This is a genomic window from Roseovarius sp. BRH_c41 (genome assembly GCF_000961715.1).
GTDB lineage: Bacteria > Pseudomonadota > Alphaproteobacteria > Rhodobacterales > Rhodobacteraceae > Roseovarius.
Genome location: NZ_LADY01000031.1, coordinates 1 through 11,217 on the forward strand (window position 1 = coordinate 1; position 11,217 = coordinate 11,217).

Consider the following 11,217-nt stretch of genomic DNA (forward strand, 5'->3'; position numbering starts at 1 on the left):
ACATAAGTCAGCCGGCGACACAGGCGCGATGGCGGTTTTTTGCCATTTGCGTTTCATCCTGCGATAAACACTCTCTTCAAAGGCGTCCGGGGCGAGCCACTGAAATACAGTCCACGAAAGACGTGGAATTGCGGCAAATTCGGCGGGAGAATCCCTTGACGCGCCTGCGGTTTGGGCCTAAAGACCCCAAACGGAATTCGGGGCGCTGCCTGTGGTGGTGCCCGTTTGTGTTAAGAAGGGCCAGCACGCGCCCTCAGCAAGAACGAGGATGACCCCATGTCGCGCCGCTGTGAACTGACTGGAAAAGGCCCGATGGTTGGCAACAACTCCAGCCATGCAAATAACAAGACACGTCGTCGGTATCTGCCGAACCTGAACGACGTGACCCTGCAATCCGAGACCCTGAATCGCGGCATCAAGCTGCGGATCTCGGCGCATGCCCTGCGCAGCGTCGATCATCGTGGTGGTCTGGATGCATTTCTGGCCAAGGCCAAGGACGACGAGCTGTCGGCCACCGCGCTGAAGGTCAAGAAAGAGATTGCAAAGGCACAGGCCGTCGTCGCCTGAGGCCTGTGATCTAGAAGACTGGCGTGCAGCCCTGCCCAATGTGGCGGGGCTGTTTGCGTTTGTCGCTTGCCGAGCGTGACGGTGCGGGCCTATATCTCGGTCCCATGAGACAGCATCGCCCGATATTGGCCTTGGGCCTTTGCCTGCTTCTGGCACTGACGAGCCAGAGCCTTGCCGTGGCGCGCGGGGCCGCACAGCCCGTGGGCGAGATCGTGCTCTGCACCGGAACGGGTCCTGTGACGGTCACAGTGGATGGTGAGGGCCAGCCCGTCGTCACACCGCATCTCTGCCCGGATTGCCTGCCGGGGTTTGCCGTGGTTCTGGAGGCGCGCCCTGTCCTGACGGAGTGGCACGCGCCCGCGCGGCGTCTTTCGCTCACGACGGTCATCTCGGATGTGGTGACACGCAGCCTGCCTGCGGGCGTCGCACGGGCACCGCCCTTGGCGGTCTGACCCCCACGCCACTACTGACACACAGACCTGAAAGGAGCGACTGATGTCTCTCACATCCAAGCTATTCGCGGCGCTTGCCGCAACCGCCCTTGCCGCGCCCGCTCTGGCGCAGGAAATTCACGTGCTTGACACCTATGCCCGCAGCGCCAGCCCGACGGCCAAGACCGGCGCGGCCTTTATGCTGATCGAGAATATCGGCGATGCCGATGATCGTTTGATCGGCGCTGCCTCTCCCGCCGCACAGAAGGTGGAGTTGCACACCCATATCGAAGAGGGTGGCGTGATGAAGATGGTGCATGTCGAGGAAGGCTTTGCGGTGCCAGCCGGAGAGATGCTGGTGTTGCAGCGTGGTGGGGCGCATGTGATGATGATGGGTCTGACGGAGAGTTTCGAGCAGGGCATGATCGTGCCGCTGACGCTGGTCTTTGAAAAGTCCGGAGAGATCGTGGTTGATGTGCCTGTCGATTTGACGCGCAAGCCGGAAGACGGTCATGGCAAAGGCCATGGGACCGGGAACTGAGCCACGACAACCTGAGTGAGCGTCAAGGGTGAGTGGGCGCAGAGGGTATGGGGACATTGGACCTGTACGATAAGCCGCGCGGTGCCCGTCCGTCGGGTGGGCGCTGCACCACAGTCGGCTGTCACTTTATGCCTGCCAAATACATCCGCGCTATCAGTGTGTTGTGACGTCGCAAAAGCGCCCGCCCGGTGGGGCGGACGGGCGCTGCGCGGCGGCGCTTCGCGCCTTGATTCCGCGCTTTTGGGATTGGGGCGAATGTCCGCTTAGGGCCGAGACTGACCAGAGAAGTCCCATGCGCGCCGGGACACTCTCGCGGATCAGCCCACTGCGCGACCGGCGACCTTGTCGAGATGGGCGCGCAATTGCTCGGCCTCGTAGCGGGCCTCGCGCAGACCGTCCATTGTCGCGGCCAATTCGGCCTCGGTCTGGCTGATCTGGTTGGTCAGCTCCGCCTCGCGCTGTTGCAGATAGGTGATCGCCTGATCGCGGGTTTCTTCAGCCTCGTGCAGTTCCTGCGCCATGCGTTCGAGTTCGCCGACATCAGACCCCGGCACACGGATGAAGCGATGCACCAGCCAATTGGCGAACCAGCCCATGCAAAACGCCACAAAGAGGACGATGGCGGTCGCGATGATAAATTCGGTTCTGTTCATTCGGTGGGTTGGTCCTGCGTGGTCTCTTCGGCCTCAGTCCCTTCTTCCCCCGGTTCTTCGAGGCTTTCAAGCGCTGTTTGCTCATCTGGCACCGGCTCGGGCCGGATCAGGCGGAATTCGATGCGCCGGTTGGTCTCGCGGCCCTCTTCGGTCTCATTGTCGGCGATGGGGGTGCTCTCGCCGTAGCCCTTGGCGTCGAGCGACGAGGTGAGCACCCGGCGCAGGCGCAATTCATCCAGCACGGCGCGGGCGCGGGCGAGGCTGAGCTGCTCGTTCATTTCTTCGCGGCCCTGGCTGTCGGTATGGCCACCGATCACCATGGGAATTTCACCGCAGTCTTTGAGGATGTCGGCGATGTCATCCATGATCGCGGCGCCCTGCGCGTCGATGGTGGCCGATCCCGGCTCGAAGTTGATCTTGCGGGTGGATTGAATCTCGGCGATCTGCGCCTCGCATTCGTCTGGCGTGGGCAGGCCTGCCACCGGATCGAGCGCCTTCTTGTAGGTCACGTCGATCGAGTATTTCTCGGCTCCGCCCAATTTGTCCGAGAGGAACTGGGCGATTTCGGCGCTGGCGCTTTTGCGGCCTGTGTTGCCCTGGACGCTGAGATTGTCGGGGGTGACGGTGACGACCCCGTTGGACAGATAAGACAGCACCTCGAGCCCGGTCAAAACGCGGATGGACCAGTCGCGCGGCAGGCCCTCGGCGACGCGGGCGGTCAGATGCACCGCATTGGACGAAAACCGCGCCTTGGCAAAGCTGCGCACGGTTTCGCGGCTGGTTTCGCTGCCGACGCGGCCACGAATCAGCACTTGGCCTTCGGGCGAGAGCGTGGCCACAAATTCAGGCGCGACGGGTTCTGCGGTATCGGGGGGCGGCGGCAGGGTCGCGGTCAGGGCGAAGACATCGGGCAGATCGGCCTCGAGCTTGCCTGCGACATCGTCAAAGTCGCTTTGCGGGGTGCCTTCGGGGGCGAGAAGGGCGACATCGGCATCCGAGAAGGTGATCGAGCCACCGCCGAGGTCGGCGAGGGCCGCAATCGCCAGTTCGGCGGCACGTGCCCATTGTGGCGAGGGCACGCCCATGCCAACCACACAATCGGTCCGCTTTTGCATGCCCGCCTTGCCGGCCGCGCGCAGGATACGGTCGCGCGCCTCGTCGGTATCGGCGGAGCAGGCATCGAACCGCGCGCCCGTCCCGTCGATCACGAACCGCAGGGTAAAGGGCGTGATCACCGGACGGGGCGCCGAGATGGCCAGCGCAAGGCGCACATCGTCCGGGGCGCTGCGGGCCAGCTCTGTCTCGATCTGGCGCTGCGCCTCGGGGCTGTCGACCATGGCCGTGATCTCAACGCGCTCAGCGCTCACCGAGATTTTGGTCCGGGGCAGTTTGCCCAGCGAGCGCACGGCAAAGCGCAGCGCATCGGGCCAGGTTTCGGGATAGGGATAATCGGCGGCGTCCAGCAGGTCGGCCACAGGCACGTCATTGGTCGCAGAGGCGATATCCGCCAGAAGTTTGTCGCGGTCCGTGGCGGCGGGGACGAGGCCAATCAGAGAGATGCCGCTGTCATTCCGCAGGATTTCGATGGCAAAGCGCGGCGGCGCGATATCGGCCGCATCCTGCACCAGCATCTGGTCGATCACCCGCGCGGCATCGACCACGGTGCCCGCGAGCGAAAGCGCCTTGAAGCGGGTCGCCTCGGAGGGGGCGGTGCCCGCGAGGAAAAGCTGGAGTCCGTCGCTGTCGACATCAGCCCAGACAAGACCCGCGCGGTCGAGCGTGTCACGCACGGCACGGCGCGAGCTATCCTCGATGGCGCTGACGGCAAAGCCAGCGGCGACGACCGCAAGCACCGCTGCGCCGGCAAAAGTTCCTGCGATCGTGAAGGCGGATGATAAACGCATCGGGCAATGGCCAATTTATGAGTGCTGCCCACGTCTTTAGGCGTGCGGCGGGGTGAGTTCAATCACAGCAGACAGGCAACGGCGAAAAACGGCACAGGCAAGAGGCCTGCGTCACGGTTGGAGCGAAAGAGTTGAAGCAGCCACGCGGTATCGTCAAGACGCAAGTGGCGCATCTGGCGCTGCATATGCCAACCCATCGCCCAAGGGCCGCAGAGCGCCAGAAGGAGTGCGGTCAGCCGCGCGTCAGGCACCGCAAGAATGACCGCCACCGCCATCAACGACACTGTCGCCACCAGAAACCAGCGCAGCCAGCGGGGCGAGTTGTCCCCAAAGAGCCGCGCGGTGGATTTCACGCCGATCAGCGCATCGTCCTCGGCGTCTTGATGGGCATAGATCGTGTCATAAAACAGCGTCCAGGCGATGCCCGCGAAATAGAGGATCACCGCCGGGGCCTCCAGCCGCCCGGTGTGGGCGGTCCAGGCGAGGAGCGCGCCCCAGTTGAAGGCAAGGCCGAGAAAGACCTGCGGCCACCATGTAAAGCGTTTGGCAAAGGGATAGACCGCCACCGGCAGGAGCGACAGCACGCCCAGGGCAATCGCGGCGGTGTTGAAGGTCAGGAGGATGGCAAAGGCGATCAGCGCCTGAGCCGCCATCCAGATCAGCGCGCCGCGCACCGTGACCTGACCCGAGGGAATCGGGCGCGAGGCGGTGCGCGCCACGGAGCCGTCGATATGCCGGTCGGTGATGTCATTCCAGGTGCAGCCCGCGCCGCGCATGAGAAAGGCCCCAAGCGCACAGCCTGTGAAGATCCAGAGATCATGCCAGCTCGCCTGCCCGTCCGAGAGCATGGCCAGTGTAAGCCCCCACCAGCAGGGCAAGAGCAGGAGCCATGTGCCGATGGGCCGGTCCGCGCGCGCCAGCCGCAGATAGGGGCGTGTGGCGGCAGGGGCGAGACGGTCCACCCAATTGCCAGCATAGGCATCGGCCACCTGCCCCGTGGCCTCTGGCGTCTGGTTCTTTGCGGTCATATGTTGGCCCCATGAAAGCAGCGAAGATCAGGCTTTATCTAGAGCACCCGTTGGGGGAAGGGCAAACCATTCCTCTGACGCAACCACAGGCGCATTACCTTTTTGGGGTGATGCGGCAGGGCGTGAGCGATGCGGTTCTGGTGTTCAATGGTGAGGCCGGGGAATGGCGCGCCGAGGTGATCGAGGCGGGCAAGCGCGGGGGCATTTTGCAGATCGCGGAACAGACAGCACCGCAGCGTGATCCGCCCGACCTGTGGCTGATGTTCGCGCCGATCAAGAAGGCGCGCACCGATTTTATCGTCGAGAAAGCCGCTGAAATGGGGGCCGCCCGTATCATCCCGGTGCAAACCGAGTTTACAAATTCCGAGCGGATCAGACAGGATCGCTTGCAGGCGCATGCCGTCGAGGCCGCAGAGCAATGCGGCGGCACCTATGTGCCCGAGGTCAGCGATTTGCACCGGCTGGACCGGATGCTGGCGGATTGGCCGGAGGCGCGGCAGGTGATGTTCTGCGATGAGGCGCTGGCGGGGCGCGCGGAGGGGCTGGGCCGCGATCTGCCCCGCGGCGCGCCTTGGGCCATTCTGATCGGCCCCGAGGGTGGGTTTTCGGAGGCCGAGCGCGCGCGTCTGGCCGCGCTGCCGCAGGCGCATGCCGTAAGCCTCGGGCCGCGTATCCTGCGCGCCGATACGGCGGCGGTGGCGGCGATGACGCTCTGGCAAAATAGCTTGGGGGACTGGACATGAGCTTTATGCGCGCCGAGGCACGCGCCGCCCTCTGGCGCTGGCGCGAGGTGGTGAGCGGACTCGGGCTCACCGCGCTTGGGCTCTGGTGGGGGATTGGCAGCTACGGCCTCCTGCAATGGCTGGGCTATGCGCTCTTGATCCTTGCCGGGGCGGTTCTGCTGATGGGTCTGCAACGGGCGCGGTTTCGGGCGGGCGCGGGCGGTCCCGGCGTGGTGCAGGTGGATGAGGGACAGGTCGCCTATTTCGGGCCGCTGACGGGGGGCGTCGTGGCGATCCGCGATCTTGAGGCGCTGACGCTCGATCCGACGGGGCAGCCCGCGCATTGGGTGCTGAGCACGCAGGGCGCGCCAGCGCTGCATATCCCGCTGACCGCCGAGGGGGCAGAGGCGCTCTTTGACGCCTTTGCCGCCCTGCCCGGCCTGCGCACCGAGCATATGCTGGCACAGATGCGCCGCCTGCCCGATCACCCGACTGTGATCTGGCAGAAAACGCAAACCGCGGCCTCGCACCTTAGGCTGCATTGACAGTCCGAGCGTTTGACGCCAACTGTGTCGCCCGAGACAATGCCCTGATCAGGAGGCCCGAACATGTCCATCCCACAATCCGGCGGCGGGCCGATCGAACGCCATGAGCAACTGGCCGAATATCTGGCAAGTGGTTGCAAACCCAAGGAAGATTGGCGCATTGGCACCGAACACGAGAAGTTCGGCTATTGCAAGGACACGCAGCGCCCTATCCCCTATGAGGGACCGCGCAGTATTCTGGCGGTCCTCGAAGGGCTGCGCGATGGGCATGGCTGGGCCCCTGTGGAAGAGGGTGGCAAGCTCATCGGCTTGGAAAAGGACGGGGCCAATGTCAGCCTCGAGCCGGGCGGGCAACTGGAGTTGTCCGGCGCGCCGCTGGAGACAATTCATCAGACCTGCGACGAGGTGAACGACCACCTGCGCGAGGTCAAGGATATCGCCGACAAGGTGGGCGTTGGCTTTATCGGTCTTGGTGCTGCCCCGATCTGGATGCATGACGACATGCCGCTCATGCCCAAGGGCCGCTACAAGCTGATGGACAGCTATATGCAGAAGGTCGGCACCATGGGCCGCACCATGATGCGCCGGACCTGCACCGTGCAGGTCAATCTCGATTTCGCCTCTGAGGCGGATATGGTGCAGAAACTGCGCGTGGCGCTGGCGTTACAGCCGGTGGCAACAGCCCTTTTCGCCAATTCGCCGTTTTTCGAGGGCAAGCCCAATGGGCACAAGAGCTGGCGCGCGCGGGTCTGGCGCGATCTGGACCCCGCGCGCACCGGCATGTTGCCCTTCGTGTTCGAAGAGGGTTTCGGGTTTGAGGCCTATGCCGATTACGCGCTCGATGTGCCGATGTATTTCGTCTATCGCGATGGCAAGTATATCGACGCTTTGGGGCAGTCGTTCCGTGACTTTCTCAAGGGGGAACTGCCTGCCCTGCCCGGCGAGAAACCGACGCTCAGCGATTGGGCCGATCATCTGACCACCACCTTTCCCGAGGCGCGGATCAAGAAATTCATGGAAATGCGGGGGGCCGATGGCGGCCCGTGGCGCAGGCTCTGCGCGCTGCCTGCCTTTTGGGTCGGCCTCATGTATGACCAATCCGCGCTCGACGCGGCTTGGGACATTTGCAAAGGCTGGGATACCGAGACGCGCGATGCGCTGCGGGTGGCGGCCAGTGTGGACGGGTTGCAGGCGCGGGTGGGCGACATCCATATGCATGAACTGGCCCGCGCGGTGCTCAATATCTCTGAGGCCGGTCTGAAGGCGCGCGCGCGCTCGGGCGGTGGCGGCATGATCCCGGACGAGACGCATTTCCTCAATGCGCTGCGCGAGAGCGTCGAGACCGGCAAGACCCCGGCCGATGAATTGCTCGACCGCTACAACGGCGATTGGAAGGGCGATCTGAGCCGGATTTACGCCGACTACAGCTACTGACAGGTGGATCACGCCGGCAGGGCGCTGCCCGTGCGGGTGCGGGTGCGCAGCAGGATCAACACAATGATCCCGATGTTGAGGAAGTTCCACGCGATGCCGTTGAGAAACGCCATGTGATAGCTGCCGGTCAGGTCATAGATCCAGCCCGTCATCCAGCCCCCTAACGCCATACCGGCGATGGTTGCCATCATCACAAAGCCCACGCGGCGTCCGGCCTCGGCACTGGGCATGTATTCCCGCACGATGACGGCATAGCTGGGCACGATGCCGCCCTGCGCCAGTCCGAAGACGAGGCTCACAATATAGAGCGAGGTCAGACCACCCGAGGGCAGATAAAGGAACAGCGCCAGACACTGCAGCGCCGAGCCGATCAAGAGCGTGCGCACGCCGCCCAAACGGTCGGCGAGCAGGCCTGAGACAATGCGCGAGGCGACGCCCCCCAAGAGCATGAGCGACAGCATCTGCGAGCCCACAGCGGGGCCGTAGCCCAGATCGACGCAATAGCTGACGATATGGACCTGCGGCATCGACATGGCCACGCAGCAGCCAACCCCGGCGAGGCCCAAGAGCAGGGCCAGAGTGCGCGGCGAGAGGCCTGTGGCCCCGGCGCGGGCCGAAGAGAGGCTATCGGCATGGGCGCGCGCCGCAAGCGGCACCCGGCGGCGCAGGAGCAGGGCCAAGGGGATCACCCCCGCCACGGTCACCACGGCCAGCACCATATAGACCGCCCGCCACCCCTGTTCTGACAAGATCCCCGCAAGGATCACCGGCCAGATTGCGCCCGAGAGATAGTTGCCACTGGCGGTGATTGCCACCGCGATGCCGCGCCGTTTGAGAAACCAGAGCGAGATGTCGGCGATGAGCGGGCCAAAGCTGGCGGCGGTGCCGAATCCGATGAGAAATTGCAGCGCCGACAGGATCAGCACCGTGGGGCTGATCGCGGCTAGCGCCGTCGCGCAGGAAATCAGGATCGCCGCGCCAATCAGGGCTGTTGTTACGCCGTAGCGGTCCACCACCCGGCCAATCCCGAGATTGCCCAGCGCAAAGCCGATCATGGTCAAAGTATAGGGCATCGAGGCCGCCGCGCGGTCGACGCCAAACTCGGCCTGCATGGCGGGCATCACGACGATGATCGACCACATGCCGACATTGCCGATCGTGGCAATGGCCAGCGACACGGCAAGGCGAGTCCAAGCATAGCGGCTGTCGAGAAGGGCGGCGTCGGCGTTCATGGCGCGACGATAGGGCGGCGCGCAGACGCTTACCAGCCACAAAATCGCACGCGCCGGGGGACGCTGTCCCCCGGACCCCCCGGAGTATTTTCAGCAGGGTGAATGGCACAGTTTCGCAGGGTTCATTTTGCCGCAAATCAGCATCCTCCGCTTGGCCCCGGACGCATGACACGCTAACAGTTGGCGCAAAAGGAGGGCTGCGCCCATGTCTACCGCCAAGACCCATACCGAGGCTCACAGCGAGACCCCGAGTGAGATTGCCCGCGACGTCATCCGAATCGAGGCCGAGGCCCTGACCGCGATGGGGGCAGCCCTGCCCAGTGACTTTGACGCGGTTGTGGCGCGGCTGTTGGAGGTGCGGGGGCGGGTGATCGTCTCGGGCATGGGAAAGTCCGGTCATATCGCCGCCAAGATCGCCGCCACCATGGCCAGCACCGGCACGCCGGCGCAATATGTTCACCCCGGCGAGGCCAGCCACGGCGATTTGGGTATGATCACCCGCGAGGATGCGGTGATCCTGATGTCCAATTCCGGCGAGACCCGCGAGTTGGCCGATATCATCGCGCATTGCCGCCGGTTCGCGATTCCCTTGATTGCCATTACCAAGAAGGCTGAGAGCACCTTGGGGCAGCAGGCGGATTTCCTGCTCACCCTGCCGAACGCGCCCGAAGCCTGTGCCATTGGCATGGCCCCCACCACGAGCACGACCTGCACGCTCGCCCTGGGGGATGCGCTGGCGGTGGCGATGATGCGGTTGCGCGGGTTCGAGCGCGAGAATTTTCTGGCGTTTCATCCCGGTGGCACCCTGGGTGCGCAGCTATTGCGGGTGTCGTCGGTGATGCATCGCGGCGATGCCTTGCCGGTCGTGCGCGAGACAACACCGATGGGGGAGACATTGCTGGAAATGACCGCCAAGGGCTTTGGTGTGGCGGCGGTGGTCGAGGATGGTCGGCTCTTGGCGGTGATCACCGATGGTGACTTGCGCCGGAACCTGTCGGACCTGATGGCGCGCACGGCCGGAGAGGTCGCCACGCGAAACCCCCGCAGCATTTTGCCCGATGCTCTCTTGTCAGAGGCTTTGGGGGTGATGAACACCAACAAGATCAGCGCATTGTTTGCCGTGGACGAGTCCGGGCAGCTTTGTGGGCTTGTGCATATCCATGATGCGCTCCGCGCCGGGGTGGCGTGACGCCGGTCAGGCGCTGAGAAAGCTCGTATAAGGGATATAGCGGACCAGGTCGCCGGGCTGAATAGTGGCCGCACCGTCGGGCAGTTCCACCAATCCTTCGGCCCAGCTCAGGCCACTGATGCGGCCAGAGCCCTCGGAGGCAAAGACCTCGGCGCGCCCATCACGGATGCGGGCGCGTAGATATTCGCGGCGGCCGGGTTTCTTGGATTTGGCAAAGGCTGCGGGCACATCAAAGCCTTGGGGCACGGACCACCCTGCGCCAGACAGAAGCCGTAATGCGGGGCGCGCGAAGATGAGCGCGCAGACGAGGGCCGCGACCGGATTTCCCGGCAGGCCAAAGACCGGCACGCCGCGCCAGAGACCCAGCGCCAGCGGGCGGCCCGGTTTGAGCGCGATACGCCACTGCGCCATCGCGCCCGCCTCATTCAGCAAGGCCGAGACGTGATCTTCATCCCCCGCCGAGGCCCCGCCGGAGGTGAGGATCGCATCGGCATTCTGGGCAGCACGATCAAGCGCCGCGCGGAGTGCGGCGCGGTCATCGGCGATACGCCCGAGATCAAGCGGTGCATAGCCCATCTGCTGCAAGAGACCCAAGAGCATGGGCCGGTTGGCGTCATAGATCTGCCCCTCGCGGGCGGGGCTGCCCGGCTCGACCAACTCATCGCCGGTCGAGATGACCGCGACGCGCAACTGATCGTGGATGGGCAGGTCAGAGAGCCCGACGGCGGCGCAGAGCGCCAGATCGGCAGAAGTGATCACACGGCCCGGCGCGAGCACCGGCGCGCCTGCCGCCACATCCTCGCCCGCGCGGCGGGTGTTTGCGCCGGGTTTGAGGCCGGCGCGAAAGGCGATGCGGTCCTCGCCCAAGGTCACATCCTCTTGCAGGATCACGGTATCGACGCCCGCAGGCAGGGCAGCGCCCGTCAGCACGCGGACCGCGTGACCGGAGGGCACTGTGCCCGGATAGGGCA

The 11,217-nt window shown here is 64.7% G+C and carries 12 protein-coding genes; 7 read left to right on the forward strand and 5 right to left on the reverse strand.

Annotated elements, in window-relative coordinates; all coding sequences use genetic code 11:
* The first annotated feature begins 276 nt into the window (after positions 1-276).
* The 3 genes from rpmB (at position 277) to VR71_RS10185 (ending at position 1,539) form a co-directional block, all read left to right on the forward strand.
* On the forward strand, positions 277-567 hold the full coding sequence (gene rpmB / locus VR71_RS10175) for a 50S ribosomal protein L28 (protein ID WP_009819225.1): 291 nt from the start codon (positions 277-279) through the stop codon (positions 565-567).
* 104 nt (positions 568-671) lie between these two features.
* Entirely contained in the window at positions 672-1,019 is a 348-nt protein-coding gene (locus VR71_RS10180) for a hypothetical protein (protein WP_045683241.1), read from the forward strand.
* Between the two features lie 43 nt (positions 1,020-1,062).
* Positions 1,063-1,539, forward strand: a complete 477-nt coding sequence (locus VR71_RS10185; protein ID WP_009819227.1) for a copper chaperone PCu(A)C — start codon at positions 1,063-1,065, stop codon at positions 1,537-1,539.
* A 317-nt stretch (positions 1,540-1,856) separates the two neighbouring features.
* On the opposite strand, the gene VR71_RS10190 is transcribed toward VR71_RS10185, so the two are convergent.
* The 3 genes from VR71_RS10190 to ubiA all read right to left on the reverse strand — a co-directional run bounded on the left by VR71_RS10190 (position 1,857) and on the right by ubiA (position 5,124).
* Positions 1,857-2,192 (reverse strand): hypothetical protein, encoded by a 336-nt coding sequence (locus VR71_RS10190; RefSeq protein WP_045682974.1) that lies wholly within the window; start codon positions 2,190-2,192, stop codon positions 1,857-1,859.
* Positions 2,189-4,096 (reverse strand): OmpA family protein, encoded by a 1,908-nt coding sequence (locus VR71_RS10195; RefSeq protein WP_045682971.1) that lies wholly within the window; start codon positions 4,094-4,096, stop codon positions 2,189-2,191. Before VR71_RS10195 ends, VR71_RS10190 begins: the two co-directional genes overlap by 4 nt.
* A gap of 62 nt (positions 4,097-4,158) precedes the next feature.
* Positions 4,159-5,124: a 4-hydroxybenzoate octaprenyltransferase gene (gene ubiA / locus VR71_RS10200; protein WP_045682969.1), complete on the reverse strand. Its 966-nt coding sequence runs from the start codon at positions 5,122-5,124 to the stop codon at positions 4,159-4,161.
* An 11-nt stretch (positions 5,125-5,135) separates the two neighbouring features.
* Here ubiA and VR71_RS10205 point away from each other — a divergent pair, with 11 nt between their 5' ends.
* From VR71_RS10205 to VR71_RS10215, 3 genes are all read left to right on the forward strand, one after another.
* Complete coding sequence (locus tag VR71_RS10205; protein ID WP_045683556.1) at positions 5,136-5,867, forward strand: 16S rRNA (uracil(1498)-N(3))-methyltransferase; 732 nt, start codon at positions 5,136-5,138, stop codon at positions 5,865-5,867.
* The gene (locus tag VR71_RS10210; RefSeq protein WP_009819232.1) at positions 5,864-6,391 is read left to right on the forward strand and encodes a hypothetical protein; all 528 of its coding nucleotides are present in this window, start codon (positions 5,864-5,866) and stop codon (positions 6,389-6,391) included. The genes VR71_RS10205 and VR71_RS10210 overlap by 4 nt, the downstream gene beginning before the upstream one ends.
* 63 nt (positions 6,392-6,454) lie before the next feature.
* Positions 6,455-7,825 carry a glutamate--cysteine ligase gene (locus VR71_RS10215; RefSeq protein WP_045683558.1) on the forward strand — a complete coding sequence of 457 codons (1,371 nt, stop codon included), beginning with the start codon at positions 6,455-6,457 and terminating at the stop codon, positions 7,823-7,825.
* Between the two features lie 8 nt (positions 7,826-7,833).
* On the opposite strand, the gene VR71_RS10220 is transcribed toward VR71_RS10215, so the two are convergent.
* A complete protein-coding gene (locus tag VR71_RS10220; protein WP_009819234.1) occupies positions 7,834-9,057 on the reverse strand; it encodes an MFS transporter in 1,224 nt (407 codons plus the stop codon).
* Between the two features lie 205 nt (positions 9,058-9,262).
* On the opposite strand from VR71_RS10220, the gene VR71_RS10225 reads away from it, so the two are divergent.
* Positions 9,263-10,246 (forward strand): KpsF/GutQ family sugar-phosphate isomerase, encoded by a 984-nt coding sequence (locus VR71_RS10225; RefSeq protein WP_045683560.1) that lies wholly within the window; start codon positions 9,263-9,265, stop codon positions 10,244-10,246.
* Positions 10,247-10,252: 6 nt separating this feature from the next.
* Here VR71_RS10225 and VR71_RS10230 read toward each other — a convergent pair.
* The coding region (locus VR71_RS10230; RefSeq protein ID WP_045683562.1) for a molybdopterin-binding protein at positions 10,253-11,217 on the reverse strand (965 nt) is incomplete at its 5' end.